We start from the raw sequence: 20,689 nt of genomic DNA on the forward strand, positions 1-20,689 counted from the left end.
TGGCGCAGGCCTTTTTGCGTTAGCAAAAGAGGCCCGGACTTTCCAGGATGAAATGACTCAGCAGCCTTTCCGGGCCGTGGCAGTGATTCATCGATGTGACGAGATTTCGGCCAGTGGTCTGCTCGAAAGCAATGGTCTTGCTACTTGCTGATACGAGTAGTTGAGCCGCCGAGGTGATTTCTACAAAGCCTCTTCAGTCGTTGGTCAGCTAGCTCAATCCAACGACGTAATCCCTTGATAATACCAATTACATTGTGTTGCGATTTGCGCTATGCGAGTGACGCAGCAAGCGGCTTTGCCGGGTCGGCCCCATTTCATGTATCGGAGTGGCCGCTTTGCCGGCTATTTACTTTTATATGGAATGGATGAAAGCGATGAGATTGACCAAGCTGAACATTGGTGCCCGACTGGGCCTGGGGTTCGCAGTGGTGTTGGCATTTGCCGTGGTGATCACGGTTATCGGCATCTGGCAACTGCACTCGGTGGGCAAGGCCACGCAGCAGATGATGCAGGAGCCGCTGACCAAGGAGCGCTTGATCAGCGACTGGAACAGTAATGTCAGCGTGGCCGTGGCACGCACCACGGCCATCGCCAAGAGCAGCGACGCAAGTCTTGTGCAGTTTCTGGCAGCGGATGCGGCCGCCACTACCAAGAGCACGGCCAATGTGCTCAAGCAGATCGAGCCCCTGATCTCCGAGCCTGCGGAGCGCGAGATCCTGGACAGGATCATGCAGGTGCGCAAGACCTATCTCGCCAGCCGCGACAAGGTCAGTCAGCTCAAGGCCGAAGGCATGGCCGAAGAGGCGGAGTCCACGCTGATCAACAGCTATGTGCCAGCCGCCCAGGGCTATCTGAAGCTGCTCGGCGAGCTGCTGAACCTGCAGCGCGCCAGCTTGGATGCCAAGGCGGCAGAGGTGGAGCAGATCGAGAGCAGCAGCCGGACTTACTTCCTGGTTCTGGCCTTGCTGGCTCTGGCCATCGGCACTGTCAGCGCCTGGCGCCTGACGCAAGGCATCACCGCTCCGCTCAAGCATGCTGTCGGCGTGGCCCGCCGCGTGGCCGATGGTGATCTCACGGCACAGATCCATGTGAACAGCAGCGATGAAACCGGGCAGCTCATGCAGGCCTTGCACGATATGAATACCAGCCTGGATAGGCTGGTGGGGCAGGTGCGTCAGGGCACGGACAGCATTGCCACAGCGTCGGGTCAGATTGCAGCGGGCAACCATGACCTGTCTGCGCGCACGGAAGAGCAGGCCAGCTCCCTGCAGCAGACGGCTGCATCCATGGAGCAACTGACTTCTACCGTCAAGCAAAATGCCGATAACGCCAGTCAGGCCAATCAGCTGGCGCTGTCGGCCTCAGATGTGGCCGTCAAGGGCGGCATGGTGGTGTCGCAGGTGGTGGAGACCATGGGGGCCATCAGTCAGTCTTCGCGCAAGATATCCGACATCATCGGCGTGATCGACAGCATTGCTTTCCAGACCAATATCCTGGCGCTGAACGCAGCCGTGGAAGCGGCACGCGCAGGCGAGCAAGGCCGCGGCTTTGCCGTCGTGGCATCGGAAGTGCGCTCGCTGGCTGGCCGCAGCGCTGAAGCGGCCAAGGAAATCAAGCAGCTGATTCAGGCCTCGGTCACCAAGGTGGAGGAGGGCAGCGAGCAGGTCAGTCAGGCTGGCCAGACCATGGATGAAATCGTCAGCAGCGTGCAGCGCGTGACTGACATCATGGGTGAGATCACTGCCGCCAGCCATGAGCAGACCAGCGGCATCGAGCAGATCAACCGCGCGGTGGCCGAGATGGATCTGGTGACCCAGCAGAATGCTGCCCTCGTGGAAGAGTCCACCGCTGCTGCGCAATCCATGCAGCAGCAGACCAGCGACCTGTCGCAGATGGTCAGCGTCTTCCGCCTCAAGAGCGTCTGATTCTGTAGAGCGATCAGGACTGAAGCCGAAAGGTTTATCCGCGGCAGTGCAGGAGGCTGTATGCCTTCTGGCTGCCGTCGATTCCCGGCATGCAAGACATGGCTGGAACAGTCCGGCACCATCTCGCCTGAAAGCATGCATGAAGCTTTCAATATTGGCACTCAAACAGATTTCTGGTCGCAGTACTGGACACAGCAAGACCCAGGGAGGCCGGACAGCGAGACTCGCCAAAGCAGTCAGAAAGCTCAACGGCAGCAATCGAGCCAAAAACAGAGCTTGCTTACGTCGATGGATGCTGCAGCAGCACACCGATTGCTGTCGTTCGAGATCCTGTAGTGAAGGTCAGCTTTTCCTGAAACCTCTCATTCCGGACAGGTCTATTGATCATTTCAGGCCGGCTGCTGCTGTGTGGTGCAGTGGATTCCGCCACCGCCAGCTGCGATCGCGTCAATGTTGAGTTGCACGATGTCGCGTCCGGGAAATTGCTCACGCAGGATCGCTTTCGTGTTGCGATCGGCTTGCACATGACCAAATTCAGGGCATAGCACCGCGCCATTGCATACATAAAAGTTGATGTAGCCGGCAGCAAAGTCCTTGTTTTCATACTGCGGCCGAACATGGTCAGGCCCTGGCAGGGTCACAACTTTTAGCGGAAGGCCACGTGCGTCCGTGGCTTTGCGCAGGATGTCGAGATGGCGACGTGTGACCGCATGCTCAGGCGACGATGAATCGCTTTCGAAACCGGCCACCACCACACCAGGAGCGCAGAAGCGGGCATAAAAGTCGGTATGACCATCGGTGATGTCTTGGCCGGCAATACCTGGCAACCAGATGACTTTCTCGATACCCAGCACTCGGTACAGCTCTTTTTCACACTGCGCCTTGCTTACGCCAGGGTTGCGATTGACATTCAGTACACAGCTTTCCGTAATGATCGCCGTTCCGCGACCATCGACTTCGATACCGCCCCCTTCCAGAACGAGGGAGCTTTCAATAACGGGAACACCCGCGCGCCCGGCGACGAAGCTGGCCACCAGCGCATCGTCCTCGTAGTCCTGCTTTTCACCCCAACCATTGAAATTGAAGCTCACACCGGCTAACGCTCCGCCAGCCCCTTTCACGAAGACTGGCCCGGTGTCGCGCATCCAGAGGTCGTCGATGGGTTGCACCACCAGCTTGACCTTATTGCCGCACAACCGCGCCGCAAGGTCGTAGTCTTCCTCGTTGACCAGCATGTGAACGGGTTCAACACTGGCAATCGCTTGTGCGATGCGTGCCAGGTTTGCCTGCGCGCCCGATTTCAGACGTTTTCCCCACACATCGTCATTGGCGCCAAAGGCCATCCAGGTGGCCGAGTGGCGCTCCCCTTCGTCAGGCATGCGCCAGCTACCGGCTGCCTGAGCTGGCAATCCATGCATGCCAGCGGTTGTGCCGGCTGTCAGGCCAATAGCGGCATTCAGGAAATGTCGTCGTTGCATATGGCTCATCCGGTCTTAGATGATTTCCTGTTGCGTGGTGCAATGGATGCCCCCGCCGCCGGCAGCGATAGGGTCGATATTGATCTGGACCACTGCGCGTCCTGGGTACAGCTGCGCATATATTTCCTTGGCAATCGAATCAGCTTTCGCATCCCCGAATTCGGGCAAGAAAATGGCGCGGCTGCTTGCATAGTAGTTGATGTAGCCAGCGGCGAAGGTGTCCGGATTATTTCCCGGGCGAATCTGGCTGGGTCCATCGACAACGACGATTTTCAGCGGCTGATTGTCGACATCGGTGGCGCTTCGCAAGATCTCCAGGTGTTGCCTGGTCAGCGAATACTCATAGGAGTCAGGGTTCATGTCGCGGTGAGCAACCACCACGCCGGAACGTACAAAGCGAGCATAGAAGTCCGTGTGAGCATCAGTGATGTCCTTGTTCTTGATGCCGGGCAACCAGATGACCTTGCGAATACCCAGCAAACGGCGTAACTCTGCTTCGCAATCGGCCTTGCTCCAGCCTGGATTGCGATTGCTGTTCAGCACACAGCTTTCCGTGATGATGGCCGTTCCCTTGCCATCAACCTCCAATGCTCCGCCTTCAAGGACCAGGCGTGTGGCAAGCAGTGGCAATTTCACATGAGCACTGACCACATCGGCTACCAGGCCGTCATGGTCAAACTGCTGCTTTTTTCCCCAGCCATTGAAATTGAACTTCACACACGCCCGCTCGCCATTGGGCTTGCGTATAAAGACGGGGCCGGTGTCGCGCATCCACAGATCGTCAAGTCTGGCGGGAATCTGCGTGACACGCGGATCAAGCAACTGCCGCGCATTTTCGAGTTCACTCTGGCGAACCAGCATGTTGACGGGTTCGTAAGCTGCAATGGCGTTGGCGATGCGCGCCAGTGCCAGTTGAACCTGCGGTACTTGCGCACGTGTCCAGATCGCGCTCGAGGCGCCATACGCCATCCATGTTGCCTTATGTGCTTCGGCCTCGTCGGGCATATGCCAGTCCTGGCCCTGATTGCTGGTGCTGCCGTTGTCCAGGGGCGGAGTGACCGGTTTTGTGTCTGGGCCGCTATCACCACCTCCGCCACACGCTGCCAGCAAACCCAGCACAGCCATCGCGCCGCCACCTGACGCACAACCACGCATGAAATATCGACGTGTATTCATCACTCAACCCTATCAATCCAAAGAATCAATGCGGGGAAATTGCCACCGCATTGCAATGGACGGCATTGTGGTAGGAGAGTCGTATGAGGGCAAATGATATGATTTCGGTAAATATATTAAGTTTTCTCATATGTCAGAGCATCGCATTCCTTCTCTGAAGTTGTTGATGGGGTTTGAGGCTGCAGCCCGACATGGCAGTTTCTCGCGTGCGGCTGACGAACTGCATGTGACACAGTCGGCAATCAGCCATCAGGTGCAGCAGTTGGAAGAGCAGGTCATGCAGCCTTTGTTCCGGCGGGCAGGGCGGGGAGTGGAACTGACCGTCGCTGGTGAAGTGCTGCTGCGCAGCGTTCAACGTACGCTGACCGTTTTGCGAAGTGGCCTCGGAAGAATCGCCACTTATCTGGATCCGGGATTGGTGGTGCTGGTATGCCCGGCACCCTTGCTGCATGGCTGGCTGCAGCCAAGATTGCGAGAACTTCAAGCTCAACTGCCCGAGCTGTGTCTGCTGCTGTCCGTGGACGAAAGTGCCCGTTTTGTTGACGAAATTGATGTCGATATCGCTATCGGCAACAGGCCTCTTTTGCAGCCTGGTTTGCAGGAAATACCACTATTTCAGGATGAGTGGGTACTCGTGGCGAACACCGATCTGGCACGGAAGTTGGCCATAGTGCCGCAGACACAGCACCATTTGCATGCGGATCTGACGTGTCTGGAAGAAAGCCTGACGAGTGACGTAACTGCTCCGCTGTTCCTGGGGCCGCTGGCACGCTTCAGGAAGCGAGCCATTTATGACGACGCTCGCCTCTTGATCGAGGCTGTTCTGGAAGGAGGCTGTATCGCTTGTCTACCGCGCCTATTGGTAGACGCCAGCCTCGCACGCGGTCAACTGCAAATACTTTCGGAATATCCGCGCTTGCCTGGCTCTACCTGGTGGTTGTCGGGGATGGAGAAGCAGGCGCGTTCGGAAATCGTCCTGCAGGTATTCAATTGGCTGCGTGCCCAGAGTACCGAGCTTCATTCCTAGGCCTGGGCATTCGAGATTTGATACATCCGTTCATTTCTTGATGACCTTCCACAATGAAGGCCGTCACTGACTCCAAGTGCGTTGACGACCGAATTGGGTCGTGCGCAGACAAGCAGGTACCAATGAGCTCCGGTTGGGAAGGCGAGAATCGGCGGCCTGCCCTTGCCTTCGTCTACCGGCTGCGTACTTGAGTCAGCAACTGCTTGCAGTTCACATCGTCGTCGGCGGCAGGCACGGTTAGCGGCACCAGAGCCAGTGCCGCTGGCGCAAAAACGGCAGCAGCCACTGCAGCACCAGCACGGGCTGCCAAGGGGCCCGGCTCCAGGCCCACATCGGGTTTGGCAAAGCTGCCGCGCACATAAAGCGGTGTGCGCAGTGAGAAAAACTTCCACTTCAGTGATTCGGGGACGATGCGCAGATTGAGCTGTTCCTGCGCCAGGTTGATCTCGCCCGTGGCTTCAACAACGGCTTCAGTCGTGGCCAGCTTCGCCATGCGTGGGCGGGCAATGCCTTGTTGCACATTGAAGTCGGCCACGGCACAACGCAGCTGCACTTCCTTGTCGCTGCCAAATAGCTTGGCGATGACGATGGAGCCAACGTTCAGTCCGGCGAGGTCCAGCAGTTGCGAGCTGAAAGTGCCGTCGCGCACAAACAGGCGTAGCGAGCCATTGCCCGTGCCCAGCCACTGTGCCAGTGACTCGCCTTGCCCGGTGAGCGCAACTGCGCCATCGAGCCGGCCCAGGCTTTTCTTCATCTTTTCAATCGTGGGAAACAGCGCGGAGAGCTTGAGAGATTGCACCTGTGTGTTGAGTTTTGCTGCAACGGGCCTGGCGTGGCTGTCCACGCTGGCGTCGATATTCAGCGTGCCTTCGGCGAGGCCGAACTTCAGTGGCGATAGGGTGAGTTTGCCGTTGTCCAGCAGCGCATGCACGCTGAGGTTTTGCAGGGGCAGAGCTTCGGGCCGCAGGATATGGCTGCTTTCATAGCGCAGGTCGAGATCCATCTTGTCCCAGTTCTCGGTCTGGAACCGAATTTGCGGCAGTACCTTGCCGTTGACGGGCTGGGGTTTGTCGGGGCTGTCGGACGGGGCTGCGCCGATGACCGGACCCAGATCCACCAGTCGCAGTTGTTTGGAGTGCAGCTGTGCTGTCAGTTTTGGCCGGGGCTGGGCGGAGCGGTATTGGAGGTCGCCGCTCAAATCACTCTGACCCAACTTGCCCTGAAACTTCTCGTATTGCCAGACGGCCTTGCCTGGCGCTAGGCTGCCGATCAGACGGCCACTGGTCTCGAACGGCGGTGTGGCGGGCAGCAGCAAGCCGCTGAGCTCGAACAGGTCGGCCATGCTCTTGCCGCGCACCTGAACTTGAAAGTCCAGTCCGTCCAGTGTCTTGGGATTGTCGAGAATCCCCTTGGCAAATGCTTGCAGGCTGCCAGCCTTGGCCGAAATGAGCAACGGAAAGCGCAGCCTGTCCTGGCGCAGATCCAGTACAGGCCCCGCCAGACCCTGGGCCTGAATTTGCGCGCGGGTCTTGCCTTGGTGCAGATAGCCAGCGAGGCCAAAGCGCACGCCATAAGGTTGATCGGCACTGACCGGTCTACGCAGCGTGTCGATACGGGCGCGCACGGCCATGTTCTTGACAGCGTCGGACCAGCCCAGAACGCCGTCGCTGATGCGCAGCTGGCCTATTTCAAAACTCCACTTCGGGCCGCTGCTTGCGGGCTTGTCAAATGTCCAGTTGCTCTCGCCCTTGTCGTTGCGGGCCAGCACCATATCTGGAGCCTGCAACAGCAAGGAGTCGAGCTGCACATGGTGCGCCAATAGTGGCCAAAGGCGCAGGCTGGCCGTGGCATTTGCTGCGGTGATCATGGTGCGGGCATCGCGTTCGGGCGGTTGCCGGCCGGCATCAGCTATGGCGTCATCGTCATCTGCGGCCGTCTTTTTCTCGTTAGCTGCCTGGCCTTGCTCGGGCAGGCGACCGGTGTTGAGCTCCTTGGGCGTCGCAGGTAATGCCGGCTGTTTGTCATCGAATTTTTCAGGCGCCTGTTGAACCAGCCAGCCCTGGGGCTGCGAAAGTGTCAGATCGCTGGCGTGCACCACCACGCCGGGCACCCAGTGACGCCAGCCCGTATCGAGAGGCTGTGGCCAGGTCCACTGCAGCTGCAGATCGCCATTGATGGCGAATTCGCGGCCCGTGGAAGTGCTGACTTTTTCATTGATCCATGGCTTGAGCTTGTTCCAGTCCATGAAGGCAATCAGCAGTGACGCCGCCAGAATCAAAGCCAGCAGCAGCGCCATCGCAAGGGCTGACCAGCGCAGCCAGTGACGTGTCAGGCGCGAATGTGCAGGAGCGGATTCAGGGGCTGAAGTGCTGGTGGGATCGACCATGGCTGTTGCATCCTTTTTTGCCACATGCTATTGCGCATACGTGAAATGCCTCGTCATCCAATTGCCTGATGCATGTATGCCCGCATGCAATGAGCTCAGACTTTGCGACCGAGCCGGGAAACGATGCTGCAGCTGGAAGAGTGCTGTTGCTGCGAATGCAAACATCTGCAGCAATGACTGCGGTGCTTCATGAAGTGCTGCGAAGTGTTGCTCCATTGTGCAAAGTCATTCCGCTCGGCGTTGAGGTGCCAGTGCCTATCCGGTGCCTGCCGATTCCATGCTGTCAAACGGCAAGATTGCCGATGGACCAGGAAACACCGGTATCAAAGTTTGCCTTCAATTCGTCCGCTGCATGTTCCAGCTCGGTCAGAAACATCTCCATGGCTGCTGCCATCGCGTAGCCGGTGCGCTGATAAGCGCAGCTGTGCAGCAGCGAACCGGCATCGTGCAACGCACGCCAGCTAAGACGCTCAGTGGCGATGTCTTCCGCCACATTGTCCGGCAGCATGAAGGCCAGTGCCTGGCCGCTTGCCACCAGGCGCCGGGCCATGGGGATGCTGCTGGTTTCCACCAGCGGCTGGATCCGGTTCAGTGCACCGTCGCCCAGACGCTCGAGCATGCTGCGCAACTCCATGTCGGGAGTCATCATGATCAGCGGATAGGCCAGGCAGTCACGCAGACGCAGCAGTCGAGGCCGCATGCGCAGAGGGTGATCAGGAGTCATCACCACGCCCAAGGGTTGTGCCCAGGAGCGCATTTCCTCGACACCGGCAGGAGGTGTTCGGCGCAGGCAATAGGCCACATCGATCTCGCCTTGCGCTACATGACGCAGAAGCTCTTCACCGATGCCGGCACGCACGCTGAAAGTGATGTCCGGATAGCGATGATGCATTGCCGCAATTACCTGGGGCACGAGGTATTCGGCCGTCGCGTGGGGTACACCCACGCTTACATGCCCGTGCCGCAAGGCATTCAGGTCTTCGACCTGGGCTAGGGCATTGTCAAAGTCGCGCTGGCTTCGCCTGACTGCTGCCAGCACGATCTCGCCGGCCACCGTCAGCTGCATGCCTCTGGGCAGTCGGTCGAACAGTGGCTGACCCACCTGCGCTTCGAGATTGAGGATTTGCTGGTTGACCGCTGCTGCGGTCAGGTGCAGGGTCGCCGAGGCCTTGCGCACCGAACCTCGGCGCGCCACCTCGTCAAAGCATCGAAAAGCCTGAGAAATTGCTGGCATGTCCTGAGTGTAAAGTTTTATCTGACACCTCTTAAAAAACAAACAGCTATTCCTGACGCTGACGAACTTCTAGAGTGGCAGCCATCAATCCCTTCTGTCACAGAAAGAACCCCATGGCTACCACCGTTGACCAGGTCACCCAACGCCGACGCGGCACAGGTCTTATCGCTCATGACAGCGCTCTGAGCGCAGGCGGCTACACATTGATCGCCCCCCAGACGGCGGATGGGCATGTCTACCTCATAGATATCCACGGCCAGGTGGCTCACGAGTGGAAGCTGCCGGTGCGCGCCGGCCGCCATGCTGTCATCCTGCCTAACGGCAATCTGGGCTACAACGGCAACCACCGTGGATCGCCGGACCTCTATGCGCCATGGTCCATGTGGCACGGCGGCGATTTCTACGAGGTCAGACCCGATGGAGAGGTGGTCTGGCGCTATGAAGATCCGGCCCATCACCATGATGCACAGTGGTTGCCCAATGGCCATTTGCTCTACGCCGCTTGCGCCCCTGTCCCCCAGGGCTTTGCAGAACGCGTGCCGGGCGGCAGCTCCCAAGGGCCGGATGAGGTGATGTATGGCGATGTGATCCGGGAAGTGGACCGCACAGGTCGATTGGTCTGGGAGTGGAAGGCCTGGGAGCATCTGGAGCCCGAGCACTTTCCCATTCACCCGGGCTTTGGCCGCTATCACTGGCCTTTGGTCAACGGCCTTGGGCTTGCGGTCGATGGAACGGTGTTCATGAGCTTGCGCACGACCTCGGGAATCATTGGCGTGGACAAGGCCAGTGGCAGCGTGAAGCTGCATATCCCGCCATCGGTGGTCTCGCACCAGCATGCTCCGGTTCCTCTGGCAAACGGCCATATCCTGACCTTTGACAACGGCAACTTCCGCACGGGAGCCCATGTCGCTTTCTCGCGTGTGCTGGAAATAGATCCTGTCTCGCATGAGATCGCGTGGAGCTACCAGGACGAGATGGTCAATGCCTTCTACACCGCCTTCATGGGCAGCGCGCAGCGGCTTTGGAACGGCAACACGCACATCACGGAGTCAGCCACGGGACGCCTGTTTGAAGTGACGCCGCAAGGCGAGGTGGTCTGGGAGTTCATCCTGCCCTGGTTTGGCGAGTATCCCGATGCCGCTGCACGACGCACAGGCCCGGGCCGTTTGAACACGGTGTTCCAGACATGGCGTTACCAGGCAGCGCAACTGCCTTGGTTGTCCCGCTGAGCCATTCCAGATCCAGCAGAAAGATCATCATGCAAATACGACGCAGACAGTTTGCAGCCTGGGCGCTGGGCGCTCCGCTGCTGCAGCAGCTATCACCGGCAAGCCAGGCTGCTGTCCAGCTCTGGCCTGCCCAGGCACTGACGGTGGTAGTTCCCTTCGCGCCTGGAGGCAGTGTGGATGTAGCCGCCAGGCTGGTAGTGCCGCGTCTGGCAGAGCGCCTGGGCCAGCCCGTGATCATCGAGAACATGGTTGGGGCATCGGGGACCATTGCAACGCAGCGTGTCATCAAAGCCAGACCCGATGGCTATACCTTGCTCTTCGGTGTGGCCAGCTCGGTGCTGGTTGCTCCCTTGATCTCGCCGGCAAAGTTTCGCTATGACGGCTTGCACGAGTTGAAGCCCGTGGCACCGGTTGCCTCTTCGGTGTTTGCGCTGCTCGCCCGCCCGGGACTTGCTGCAGGCAGTGCGGACGATCTCATTGAACTTGCGCGCCAGAAACCGGGGCGACTGACCCTGGGCACCGATGGTATCGGTACCAGCCTGCACCTGACGGGGGAGCTGATTCAGCAGATGTCCGGTATCGATCTGGTGCATGTTCCCTACAGGTCTGGCCCGCAGGTGCTGACCGAGCTGGCAGGTGGTCAGATCGACCTTGCCGTGCTGCCTGTAGCGCTGGCTCAGCCGTTTGTGCTGGAGGGCAAGGTCAAGGCACTGGGCATGACATCCCGCCAGCGTCTGGCCGCGCTGCCCCAAACGCCAAGTCTTTCGGAGACACCGGCCCTTCGCAATCTGGAGGTTGAGGCCTGGCAAGGCTTGCTGGCTCCCGCTCATACGGATGCCCGTATCGTCAAGCGTCTGGCCGATGAAATCGCGGTCTTGCAAGCGGACCTCGAGATGAGCAGAAAACTGACGGAAGCCGGCTTCAAGCCCATGCGAATGGGGCATCTCCAGTTCCTGGCCTATCTGGAGCAGGAGAAAAGAGTTCTGGAGAACACCATTCGCAAAGCCAATATCCGAACGGATTAGCCAGCGCCAAGTCGCATCGTTGTCTGGCGAGGGCGCAGGCGGTCGCTGATCCGGCAGCAGCTGGTCGGAGCATTCATGACGCCCCGAGCTCAGGGGGCCATGCCGCCATGAGGTCCAGGAATCGGGTCAGCCACTAAAATTCCGCGCCATGCATAACTCCCACGATCCCAAGGTTCTGCCCGTGCGCGATGGCGTCAGCCCTAGTTGTGTGGTGTTGCCATCCCAGGGCGGGGGGCTGTTGATCGACTTCTTGTGCGAACGCCTGCCCGCCGTCGGGCGCGCAGACTGGCTGCGTCGCATGGCAGCCGGTCAAGTGGTCAGCGAAACCGGAGAGATGGCCGGCCCGGACGCTGCATTCATGCCGGGGCTGCGCTATTACTACTATCGCGAGCAGGACGGCGAGCCAGAGATTCCGTTTGCGGCTGAAGTCATCCATCGCGATGCGCATCTGCTCGTCGCCGACAAGCCGCATTTTCTGCCTGTGGTGCCCGCAGGCCAGTATCTGCAGAACACGCTGCTGGTACGGCTCAAGCGCGAGTTCGATCTGCCCGAGCTGTCGCCGATTCATCGCATCGACCGCGACACCGCGGGGCTGGTGGTGTTTTCGGTGCAGCGCGCTACACGCGGCATCTATCAGGGGATGTTCAGGGACAGGGCCATTCACAAGGTCTACGAGGCCGTGGCACCTTACCGTGCCGAGTTGAGCTTTCCGCGCGAGCACGTGAGCCGCATGGAGGAGAGCGGGCATTTCTTTCGCATGCATGAGGTCGCGGGCGAGCCCAATAGCCGCACCTTGATGGAAATCATTGAGCACAACAGTGCCTGGGCACGCTATCGGCTCAGTCCTGTTTCGGGCAAGCGCCATCAGCTGCGTGTGCATATGGCGGCGCTGGGTCTGCCGCTCAGGGGTGATGCCTTCTATCCCGTGGTCAATGACCCGGAGCCGGGCGACTATTCCAATCCCTTGCAGTTGCTGGCACGCAGCCTGGCCTTTGACGATCCTCTGACCGGACAACGCCGCGAATTCGCCAGCCGGCGCGGCCTGCAGGCGCTGCCGCAAGACTGAGTCCGGCAGCGCATTGCCCGACCCTTACCAGGGAAGGGGGAACGTTGGGTGTTGTCAATTATCGGACAAAACTGTCCGATAATTGATGACATGTCCACCACCCGTCCTCCATCCGCCGAACGCCGCGCCCAGTTGCTGGACGCGGCCGATGCCGTGTTTGCCGAGCATGGCGTGACCGCTCCCCTGGATCTCATCGTCGAGCGTGCCCAGGTAGGCCGCGCCACGCTGTACCGTCAGTTCCCGGACCGTCGCGCCATCATGGTGGCGCTGCTGGAGCGCTCGGTCGAGAAGACCCGGGCCGCTGCCATCGCCTGGCGCGACGACGACCAGGCCTTCTTCAAGCTGCTGGCTCTGGTGGGCGAGCGCATCGCTGTCTCCGCCACGCTGGTGGACTACTGGCGTACGGTGGACCAGAGTGATGCAGAGGTCATCCATGCGCGCCAGCAGATGTGGCTGGTTTTCGAAGAGCCCATGAAGCGTGCTGTGGCCAAGGGCCTGTGCAAGCAGGCCTTGAATGCCAAGGATCTGTCCCTGGTGTTCGGCATGCTGGGCGGCGCCCTGCGTGGTGAAACTCCTGCGCAACGCAAACAACTGGCGCGTCGCGCCCTGCAAATCATTCTGGACGGAATCAAGGCCTGAGGTTTATGAGTCAAGCTGCAGCACAAGCCACGGAGGCTCAAGCCAATCAAGAAGGCCCGAAATCTCCCAGCAGTCAGGCTTCAGCATCTCCCGCCATTCCTCAGGGGCCCGTCATCCTGCTGCGCCGCCCGCCGGACTGGGCCGAGCATGAAAAGCCGGCGCTGCCCGGCTCGCCGGCCATGCCCCATCACGAGCCCTGGATTCGCGTCTGCTACGGGCTGATTGCTGTGCTGGTCGGGTTGACCGGTGGCTTGGGCAATGCCTTGTTCACAGCCAATCTGCCCACGATTCAGGGACAGATGGGGCTGACCTCGGTCGAGGCCGCCTGGCTGACGGGCGCCTACGTCATGTTCAATATGACGGCCAATCTGCTGGTCTATAAATTCCGCCAGCAGTTCGGCATGCGCCTGTTCACCGAGATCGGCCTGGGTTGCTACGCGGCGCTCAGCGTGCTGCATCTGCTGCTGGGCAGCTACGACAGCCTGATTCTGCTGCGCGCGGCCAGTGGCCTGGCAGCAGCGACCTGCTCGTCGCTGAGCACGCTCTACATGCTGCAGGCCGCACCACGCACCTATGTGCTCAAGATGCTGGTGATCGGCGTGGGCGTGGGCCAACTGGCCACGCCGCTGGCCTGGATTCTGTCGCCGGGTCTGCTCTACAACAGCGAGTGGCACAACCTCTATCTGTTTGAAGCCGGCCTGGCACTGATGTCCTTTGCCGCCGTGGTGCTGCTCAAGCTGCCATCGGGCTTGTACATCAGGACCTTCGAGAAGCTGGACTTCGTCACTTTCAGCCTGATGGTGCCGGGCCTGGGTCTGTTGATCGCGGTGCTGGTCCAGGGCTATTCGCGCTGGTGGTTCGATACGCCGGGGCTGGCCTGGATGCTGGTGGCAGCGATCGCGTTGCTCAGCGTCGCGCTTTACATCGAGCACCATCGCGTCAACCCCATGTTCCACACGCGCTGGTTCGCGCAGATGCCGACGATACGTTTCGTGATCGGTGCCATTTTGCTGCGCTTCCTCACGGCCGAGCAAAGCTACGGCGTGGTGGGATTGATGCGCACGCTGGGCATGACATCCGACCAGATGCAGCCGCTATTCATGGTGATTTTGCTTGGAACGCTTATAGGTATTGCATTGTCTGCCACTACTTTCGGTGTCCCCAATATGGGCAAGCAGATTGTGGTGGCGATTGCGCTGTTCGCCGTGGCCGCGTTTCTCGATCACCACCGCAGCAGCGTGGACCGTCCTTCGGACTTTTTCTTCAGCCAGTTCCTGCTGGCGGTGGGCTCGGGCGTCTTCATGGGCCCGCTGATGCTGACCGGCATCATCCAGGGGCTCAAGTTCGGAGCCAATCACATGCTCACCGCCGTGGTCACGATTTCCATGACGCAGGCTATGGGCGGTTTGCTCGGTTCGGCCTTGCTGAGCACTTACCAGACCTACCGCGAGCAGATCTACTCCGTGGCCCTGGTGGCGCAGATGGACCCGACCGACCCCGTGGTGGCCGAGCGGCTCAAGATACAGAACCAGATCTACGGCAAGGTGACGCCCGATCCCGCCATGCGCGCCAACCAGGGAACGCTGCAGCTGTCGCAGATCGTGCGGCGTGAAGCCAATGTCAGGGCCTATAACGATGTGTTTGCGCTGACGGCCGCCATCGCCTTGCTGTATCTGCTCTGGAGTCTGGGAGCCTCGGCGCGAGTGCGCCAGGCTGCCGCCATGGTGCGCGCCATGACACGGCAAAGCGGCAACCAGGTGGCGGCAGCCGCCGGGACCGACGGTACGCCCCAGCGCGCACCTTCGGTGGCGCCGCTCGCAGAGCCTGAGGCAGCGAACGCCCATGAGCCCGATGTATCGCAGCGTGTCACGGTGGTGGTGCAGCCCACGGCCACCGATGCCTATGGCGATGTGGAAGAGGGCGCTCAGGCCGGGCCCGCCAGTCCGGCGCGGACCGTGGTGATCGAAGGCGCGCAGGCCACGCACCTGGCTGCCGCCGCGCAGGCGGCCGAGACTCGCGAGCAGGCCGTGCTGGCCAGCCGCGACCCCCTGCAGGACAACGCCCAGGCGCTCGAACTCGAGGCCGAACTGGAGCAGGAAATCGACACAAACGCCCGCAGCAGCCCTGCGGCCGACGATGGCGGCCGGGATGGCTCCGGCCCCCAGGCAAGGAACTCAAACCGATAACAGCAAGAGATTGAGCATGAGCGACAGTCAACAACCCCATTCCCCCGCAGCCTCTGCGGCGACAGCTGCCCCTTCACCCGCTGCAGCCTTGCCTCCCACGCCAAAAAAGATCAAGCCTTCTTTGCGCAGCGTGCTCATCATGCTGGTCGTGGCCCTGGCAGGCATGCTGCTCGTGTTGCGGGCCTGGAATCTGTGGCCCTTCAACAGCTCGGTGGTGACCACGGACAATGCCTATGTGCGTGGTGCCGTCACCGTGCTGGCTCCGCAGGTCAATGGCTACGTGACGGAGGTGCTGGTCAAGGATTATGAGCAGGTCAAGGCCGGCCAGCCGCTGGTGCGCATCGATAGCCGCAGCTATGAAGCGGCCGTCGCCCAGGCCCAGGCGCAACTGGCCAATGCCCAGGCGCAGCTGAGCAATTCGGAACAGACACAGGCCCAGAACCGTGCCACGCTGAGTGCCAGCCGCGCCGGTCTGGCTGCCGTGGAGGCAGAGGCCCAGCGCTCGCAGGCGGAGCTCAAGCGTGTGCAGGAGCTGGCCGAGCGAGGCTCTGTGTCTCTGAACGAACGCGACAAGGTGCGCGCCACCTCGCGCCTGGCCGCGACCAACGTGGCCAAGGCCCAGGCCGACATCGCGATCAACCAGGAAAAGATCAAGGCCACGACCGTGGGCCGTGACTCTCTCAAGGCCCAGGTGCAGATGGCTGAAGCGCTGCTGCGTCAGGCCCAGATCAATCTGGACAACACCGTGGTCCATGCTCCCAGCGATGGACAGGTCAGCGAGGTATCGGTGCGCAAGGGCCAGTACGTGGCGGCCGGTACGCAGCTCATGTATGTGGTGCCGCCCACTTACTGGGTGGTGGCCAACTACAAGGAAACCCAGACCGCTCGGGTGCAGATCGGCCAGCTCGTGAGCTTCAGCGTGGACGCACTGGGCGGCTTGCGCCTCACGGGCCATGTGCTGGAGATTGCGCCAGCCACGGGTTCGGAGTTCAGCGTGCTCAAGGCCGACAACGCCACGGGTAATTTCACCAAGGTCGTCCAGCGTCTGCCCATCAAGATAGCCATCGATGAGGGTCAGGCCGATGCGGCGCGTCTGCGCCCCGGCATGTCGGTCATCGTGCGCCTCGATACTGCACAAAAAGTAGAGCATTCAGCGCATACCCAGCAGGCGATTGATGCCGATTTGGCTCAAAAATCTCAAGCGCCCGCAGCTTCTGCATCCGAACAGGCCAAGCCATGAAGAACGCCCTTCATACCGTGCGTGCCTTGCCCCTGGCGCTGGCATTCCTCGTGGCTGGTTGCAGCGTGCCCAGTCTGACCCGGGCCCCGGACAGCGCTCAGCCTGCGGTGCCGGCCAGCTGGAGCACGGATCAGGCCGCAGGTGGTGCCAGCGTAGTCCAGACCGGTTGGTGGCAGGCCTTTGGTGATGCGCAGCTGAGTCGCTGGGTGGAACTGGCGCTTGCGCGCAACAACGATGTACTCACAGCCCTGGCCAGGGTGGAGGAGGCACGCGCGAATCTCGATGTGACGGGCTCGGCGGCTGCACCGCAGCTGTCGCTCAGCGCAACGGGCTCGGCCAACCGCAGCTTGAGCGCGAGAACCGGCCAGATGGTGCATGTGCGTTCGGCCCAGCCCGTGCTGCAAGCGAGCTGGGAGCTGGATCTCTGGGACCGCCTGGGCAGTATGAGCCGGGCCGCCGATCAGCGCCTGCAGGCCAGCCAGGCGGATCGCGACGCAGTACATTTGACGGTGGCCGCGACCGTGGCGCAGGCCTATATCGCTCTGCGCTCGCTGCAGGCCCAGCTGGCCGTGGCCGAGGATACGGTGAAGTCGCGCGAGGAAGCGGTGCGCCTGCTCACCGACCAGGTGCGTGTGGGCTATATCTCGCAGCTGCAGCAAAGCCAGGCGCTGGCCGAGCTGGAAAGCGTGCGGCAATCGGTGCAGCAGCTGTCTCTGGCGCTGCAGCGCCAGCGCATAGTGCTGATGCAGTTGGTGGGCGGCAGCGGTGACGACCAGGCACAGGCCTTGGCCCGTACCACATTGAGCGACCATGCCAGGCTCGAGTCCATGAGCTTGCCTGCCATGCCTGCACCTGGCTTGCCATCGGGCTTGCTGGAGCGCCGCCCCGATATTGCACGTGCCCAGCTGCTGCTGGCGGCCAGCGACAGCAATCTTGCGGCACAGCGCGCGTCCTTTTTGCCGCAGGTGAGCCTGAGTGCGAACTTCGGCAGCCTGTTCATCAACGCGCTGAATTACAACCCGGCCCGGGTCTGGTCGTTGGGCGGCAGCATTCTGGCCCCGCTGTTCAACGGCGGTCGCCTGCAGGGCCAGTTCGATGCGGCATCTGCCCAGCGCGATCAGGCCGCCTATGCCTATCGCGGTGTGGTCATCAAGGCCTTTGGCGATGTGGAAACAGCCCTGGTCAGTTCCCAGCAGCTGCAAGCCCAGTGGGAGCATGCCAAGGAACGCGAAAAAGTGCTTGGTCGTACCCTGGGTTTTGCCAAGGATCGGTATGAGGCCGGCTACGCCAGCTATCTGGAGGAGCTGGATGCCCAGCGCAATCTGTTTGCCGTGCAGCAGGAAGTGCTGCGCCTGCGTCAGAGCCAGCTGGAAAACGCCGTGGCGCTGTACCAGGCACTGGGTGGCGGCTGGCAGTTGGCCGATGCAACTGCCCCGCAACCTTGAATCTGAGCCGAAAGCTCCTGGAAAGTGAGCCTTCTCCGCCTGTGTTTTATGGGTTTAAAGCATCTTGAAGTAATACCAAAGGCCGACGGCAGCCAGTGCCAGCACCAGCAGCCACAGATACCGGCCTTGCCCTCTGGGGACTTCTCCCGGCGATGGCGCTCCGGGCTGAAAGCGGTTTGGTACGCTGGCCTGCACCGATTGCCGTTGCAGGATCTGCCAGTCCAGCGCAATCCCATCCATGGCCGCATCGATATGGTCCTTGGCCTGGGCAAGACCCAGGCCCGTGGCATCGCGCAGCAGCTTGATGGCCTCGATCTTGTTGCCGCGTGCCATGGCGTCTTCCACCTCGGCCCTGGTTTCTGCGGGCACTGTGTTCGCGCCGGACATCAACGCCTCTATGGCCTCTGCATGATCGCCGCTCACGGTGACGCTGGTGGTGGTCTTGCCATTGACGGTCGTGGTGGTGGTCTTGATGGAAGAGAAGGAGCTGCCGGGCACGGTGTCGGCCCGATTCAGCTGATCCAGCAGCAAAGTGGCATCCTTCATGCCCAGTTTGTCCAGCTGCTCGCGCAACTGCTGCATGGCCTGCGTCCGCTCTGCTGCGCCATGTTGGACAAAGTCCGGCTCGTCGCTGGCTTCCAGCAGGTCTTTGGCCTCCTTCAAACCCAGCCCGCTTTGCTCGCGCAGCTGTTTGATGGCTTCGATCTTGTGACCGTTTTGCCAGTGCCTGAGGATCTCTGCTGAAATTTGTGTGGGCATGAACTGCTCTTTATGGTTGTGGCTGTTGAACCCGGCGTCAGCCGCAGTCCACCTGCAAATGGCTGAAGTCCCTGGCGCGTAGCCTGGCATCCTCGATAAAGGCCATGAGGCGTGCGCCGTCCTGCCAGCACCAGTGGAACTGCTCATGCGACTGCAGCGTCAGTAGAGAGCGCCAGTGCGAGCTGCCGGGGTGTTCCTCGGCCTCGGGCGTGGGGTCGTAGCCCAGGCTGTCCCAGGAGGGGCGGCCCAGCAGATAGTCGCGAGGCAGATCGCCGCTTTCCTCAAGCCCATGGAGCCAGTCCTGGAGTTCATCGAACTCCACTGGCCAGTCCTTGCGCAGCTCCTCGTGACGAGGAAGGTCGATGCCGTTCTCAAACTGAAGCGCACGGCTGTCCGTGACCCACTGGTGGGGAGCCTGGATCTCATGCATGTCGCTGATGTCCGGCCAGTAGAAGGCCTTGAGATAGTCCTGGTCGCGCCAGAAGATGGCGTCGTCCTCGTCAAAGCCGTAGAACAGCGACAGCAGGCCGCTGGCCGGCAGCTCTGCAGGGCGGCCGGGCCCGCCCGGGAGCTCGGCAAAGTTGACCTGTCCGACAAACAGGTAGTGGCCGTCCGGATGCTCGGGCCAGGCAAAGCCCGCAGGCACCATGGGCTGGCCGCCAAAGCGGCTTTGCAGGGGCGTGCCCATTGTGTGGCCCAGGCGAATGGCCACGGCGGGCTGGGCCAGATTCAGAAAGTATTGCTTGTGCGCCTTCAGCAGTGGCGAGGCATCCAGGTGTTTTTCAAGCGTTGTGAAGTCCATGAAGCTTGGAGCAGTGAGTTTGCAGGCTATTCTGACCCAGACAGCGGCCGTGCCTTGCCAGAGACCGTCCGCCAGATGCAAAAAAACGTCTGTTCATTGCATTCCTGGACTCTGATGCTTGCAAATTCATAGCTGCATGCGAAGGTATGCATTGGACTTAAGGCGAAATCGGCTCAAAGCTTCCGAGGAATTGCTGCACGAAACCGACACCGGCCTGTCCAACTGATCGGTCCATGCCTTGTAGGTGCGCAGAGCCATGGCATGCAGCCGGTCTATGTGTTGCGGCAGCCGGTTCAGGATCTGGGCCTCGCTCTGAACGGCCGGTCCCCGGGCCTGCAGCAGCTCATCGTGGCCCTCGCCGCACCATTGGCGCACGCTGTCTGCGGTCACTTCCAGATGGCCTTGAAACGCCCATTGCCGGCCATGGACAAAGCCCTTGTTCAGGCAATGCTGTCCGTACATGGTGCGCCTGGCGGCCATCGGAATGTCGAATGTGTCGTAATGCCAGTTGAAGATGGTGGCTTGCGCGGGCAGGTTCATCAGTTGCTGGGCGCTGGGGGTGATACGGACTTCGCTCCAGCCTATGTTCGGGCAGGGGTTGCGCCATACGCGTGCGCCCATGGCGCGGGCCAGCATTTGCGCGCCGAAGCAGTGGCCCAGCACGGGGATGTCGTACTGCAGGGCACTTTGCAGCAGGCAGCGCTCTTCATCGATCCAGAGCAACTGCTCGTTGGCGCAATGGTTGCTGCCCAGCACGATGATGCCGCGATAGTCGCGCGCATTGGCCGGGGCCGCGCCTTCGGCACAGGGATCTAGCAGCACATGGGCAATGTCTTGCTGACGCAGATGGTCGAGCAGGATGCCGGGACCTTGCGATGCTTCGTGCTGGAGGATGGCGACAGGCTTCATGGGAGACGGGCTTGAAGGGCAAGCCGGTTGTTGTGAAGCCTTGAATCTAGAAAATCAGGCCTCAAGCCCTAGTATGGATTGTGGCTGCTGCTATCAAGATTGCATAAAGAAAGACAGCTCGGTCCGGCGTCATCCAGGCTTCTCAATTTCCGTCAGCGTGCCA

At 60.9% G+C, this 20,689-nt stretch carries 16 protein-coding genes; 9 read left to right on the top strand and 7 right to left on the bottom strand.

Annotated features, from left to right (window positions below):
• The first annotated feature begins 374 nt into the window (after nucleotides 1-374).
• On the top strand, nucleotides 375-1,925 hold the full coding sequence (locus tag DFO48_RS02810; protein WP_114862448.1) for a methyl-accepting chemotaxis protein: 1,551 nt from the start codon (nucleotides 375-377) through the stop codon (nucleotides 1,923-1,925).
• Between the two features lie 389 nt (nucleotides 1,926-2,314).
• Here the strand turns inward: DFO48_RS02810 and DFO48_RS02820 are convergent, their stop codons facing one another.
• Both DFO48_RS02820 and DFO48_RS02825 read right to left on the bottom strand, forming a co-directional pair.
• The gene (locus DFO48_RS02820) at nucleotides 2,315-3,412 is read right to left on the bottom strand and encodes an agmatine/peptidylarginine deiminase (protein ID WP_114862449.1); all 1,098 of its coding nucleotides are present in this window, start codon (nucleotides 3,410-3,412) and stop codon (nucleotides 2,315-2,317) included.
• Nucleotides 3,413-3,418: 6 nt separating this feature from the next.
• A complete protein-coding gene (locus tag DFO48_RS02825; protein ID WP_233506282.1) occupies nucleotides 3,419-4,408 on the bottom strand; it encodes an agmatine/peptidylarginine deiminase in 990 nt (329 codons plus the stop codon).
• 301 nt (nucleotides 4,409-4,709) lie between these two features.
• Between DFO48_RS02825 and DFO48_RS02830 the strand changes: the two genes are divergently transcribed.
• Complete coding sequence (locus DFO48_RS02830; RefSeq protein WP_114862451.1) at nucleotides 4,710-5,606, top strand: LysR family transcriptional regulator; 897 nt, start codon at nucleotides 4,710-4,712, stop codon at nucleotides 5,604-5,606.
• A 172-nt stretch (nucleotides 5,607-5,778) separates the two neighbouring features.
• Here the strand turns inward: DFO48_RS02830 and DFO48_RS02835 are convergent, their stop codons facing one another.
• Both DFO48_RS02835 and DFO48_RS02840 read right to left on the bottom strand, forming a co-directional pair.
• The gene (locus DFO48_RS02835; RefSeq protein WP_114862452.1) at nucleotides 5,779-7,992 is read right to left on the bottom strand and encodes an AsmA family protein; all 2,214 of its coding nucleotides are present in this window, start codon (nucleotides 7,990-7,992) and stop codon (nucleotides 5,779-5,781) included.
• 283 nt (nucleotides 7,993-8,275) lie between these two features.
• Nucleotides 8,276-9,226, bottom strand: coding sequence for a LysR family transcriptional regulator (locus DFO48_RS02840; protein WP_114862453.1), 951 nt, complete (start codon nucleotides 9,224-9,226; stop codon nucleotides 8,276-8,278).
• Nucleotides 9,227-9,339: 113 nt separating this feature from the next.
• Here DFO48_RS02840 and DFO48_RS02845 point away from each other — a divergent pair, with 113 nt between their 5' ends.
• From DFO48_RS02845 to DFO48_RS02875, 7 genes are all read left to right on the top strand, one after another.
• The gene (locus DFO48_RS02845) at nucleotides 9,340-10,455 is read left to right on the top strand and encodes an aryl-sulfate sulfotransferase (protein ID WP_114862454.1); all 1,116 of its coding nucleotides are present in this window, start codon (nucleotides 9,340-9,342) and stop codon (nucleotides 10,453-10,455) included.
• Nucleotides 10,456-10,484: 29 nt separating this feature from the next.
• The gene (locus DFO48_RS02850; protein WP_114862455.1) at nucleotides 10,485-11,480 is read left to right on the top strand and encodes a tripartite tricarboxylate transporter substrate binding protein; all 996 of its coding nucleotides are present in this window, start codon (nucleotides 10,485-10,487) and stop codon (nucleotides 11,478-11,480) included.
• A 148-nt stretch (nucleotides 11,481-11,628) separates the two neighbouring features.
• A complete protein-coding gene (locus DFO48_RS02855) occupies nucleotides 11,629-12,546 on the top strand; it encodes a pseudouridine synthase (protein WP_034349641.1) in 918 nt (305 codons plus the stop codon).
• Nucleotides 12,547-12,636: 90 nt separating this feature from the next.
• Entirely contained in the window at nucleotides 12,637-13,185 is a 549-nt protein-coding gene (locus DFO48_RS02860) for a TetR/AcrR family transcriptional regulator (RefSeq protein ID WP_003079372.1), read from the top strand.
• A 5-nt stretch (nucleotides 13,186-13,190) separates the two neighbouring features.
• Complete coding sequence (locus tag DFO48_RS02865) at nucleotides 13,191-15,371, top strand: MFS transporter (RefSeq protein ID WP_114862456.1); 2,181 nt, start codon at nucleotides 13,191-13,193, stop codon at nucleotides 15,369-15,371.
• 16 nt (nucleotides 15,372-15,387) lie between these two features.
• Nucleotides 15,388-16,611, top strand: coding sequence for an HlyD family secretion protein (locus tag DFO48_RS02870; protein ID WP_034349638.1), 1,224 nt, complete (start codon nucleotides 15,388-15,390; stop codon nucleotides 16,609-16,611).
• A complete protein-coding gene (locus DFO48_RS02875; protein WP_114862457.1) occupies nucleotides 16,608-18,056 on the top strand; it encodes an efflux transporter outer membrane subunit in 1,449 nt (482 codons plus the stop codon). The genes DFO48_RS02870 and DFO48_RS02875 overlap by 4 nt, the downstream gene beginning before the upstream one ends.
• A gap of 54 nt (nucleotides 18,057-18,110) precedes the next feature.
• Here the strand turns inward: DFO48_RS02875 and DFO48_RS02880 are convergent, their stop codons facing one another.
• The 3 genes from DFO48_RS02880 to DFO48_RS02890 all read right to left on the bottom strand — a co-directional run bounded on the left by DFO48_RS02880 (nucleotide 18,111) and on the right by DFO48_RS02890 (nucleotide 20,526).
• On the bottom strand, nucleotides 18,111-18,815 hold the full coding sequence (locus DFO48_RS02880) for a ribosomal protein L7/L12 (RefSeq protein WP_114862458.1): 705 nt from the start codon (nucleotides 18,813-18,815) through the stop codon (nucleotides 18,111-18,113).
• 37 nt (nucleotides 18,816-18,852) lie between these two features.
• On the bottom strand, nucleotides 18,853-19,617 hold the full coding sequence (locus DFO48_RS02885; RefSeq protein ID WP_114862459.1) for a YwqG family protein: 765 nt from the start codon (nucleotides 19,615-19,617) through the stop codon (nucleotides 18,853-18,855).
• 126 nt (nucleotides 19,618-19,743) lie between these two features.
• Nucleotides 19,744-20,526: a type 1 glutamine amidotransferase gene (locus DFO48_RS02890; RefSeq protein WP_003079356.1), complete on the bottom strand. Its 783-nt coding sequence runs from the start codon at nucleotides 20,524-20,526 to the stop codon at nucleotides 19,744-19,746.
• Nucleotides 20,527-20,689 lie beyond the last annotated feature (163 nt).

Origin of the sequence: Comamonas sp. AG1104 (assembly GCF_003350425.1) — a bacterium.
Taxonomy (GTDB): Bacteria; Pseudomonadota; Gammaproteobacteria; order Burkholderiales; family Burkholderiaceae_C; genus Comamonas; species Comamonas testosteroni.

Coding starts and splice junctions, on each gene's coding strand:
- DFO48_RS02810 (WP_114862448.1), top strand. CDS start 375: ATGAGATTGACCAAGCTGAACATTGGTGCCCGACTGGGCCTGGGGTTC.
- DFO48_RS02820 (WP_114862449.1), bottom strand. CDS start 3,412: ATGAGCCATATGCAACGACGACATTTCCTGAATGCCGCTATTGGCCTG.
- DFO48_RS02825 (WP_233506282.1), bottom strand. CDS start 4,408: ATGCCCGACGAGGCCGAAGCACATAAGGCAACATGGATGGCGTATGGC.
- DFO48_RS02830 (WP_114862451.1), top strand. CDS start 4,710: ATGTCAGAGCATCGCATTCCTTCTCTGAAGTTGTTGATGGGGTTTGAG.
- DFO48_RS02835 (WP_114862452.1), bottom strand. CDS start 7,992: ATGGTCGATCCCACCAGCACTTCAGCCCCTGAATCCGCTCCTGCACAT.
- DFO48_RS02840 (WP_114862453.1), bottom strand. CDS start 9,226: ATGCCAGCAATTTCTCAGGCTTTTCGATGCTTTGACGAGGTGGCGCGC.
- DFO48_RS02845 (WP_114862454.1), top strand. CDS start 9,340: ATGGCTACCACCGTTGACCAGGTCACCCAACGCCGACGCGGCACAGGT.
- DFO48_RS02850 (WP_114862455.1), top strand. CDS start 10,485: ATGCAAATACGACGCAGACAGTTTGCAGCCTGGGCGCTGGGCGCTCCG.
- DFO48_RS02855 (WP_034349641.1), top strand. CDS start 11,629: ATGCATAACTCCCACGATCCCAAGGTTCTGCCCGTGCGCGATGGCGTC.
- DFO48_RS02860 (WP_003079372.1), top strand. CDS start 12,637: ATGTCCACCACCCGTCCTCCATCCGCCGAACGCCGCGCCCAGTTGCTG.
- DFO48_RS02865 (WP_114862456.1), top strand. CDS start 13,191: ATGAGTCAAGCTGCAGCACAAGCCACGGAGGCTCAAGCCAATCAAGAA.
- DFO48_RS02870 (WP_034349638.1), top strand. CDS start 15,388: ATGAGCGACAGTCAACAACCCCATTCCCCCGCAGCCTCTGCGGCGACA.
- DFO48_RS02875 (WP_114862457.1), top strand. CDS start 16,608: ATGAAGAACGCCCTTCATACCGTGCGTGCCTTGCCCCTGGCGCTGGCA.
- DFO48_RS02880 (WP_114862458.1), bottom strand. CDS start 18,815: ATGCCCACACAAATTTCAGCAGAGATCCTCAGGCACTGGCAAAACGGT.
- DFO48_RS02885 (WP_114862459.1), bottom strand. CDS start 19,617: ATGGACTTCACAACGCTTGAAAAACACCTGGATGCCTCGCCACTGCTG.
- DFO48_RS02890 (WP_003079356.1), bottom strand. CDS start 20,526: ATGAAGCCTGTCGCCATCCTCCAGCACGAAGCATCGCAAGGTCCCGGC.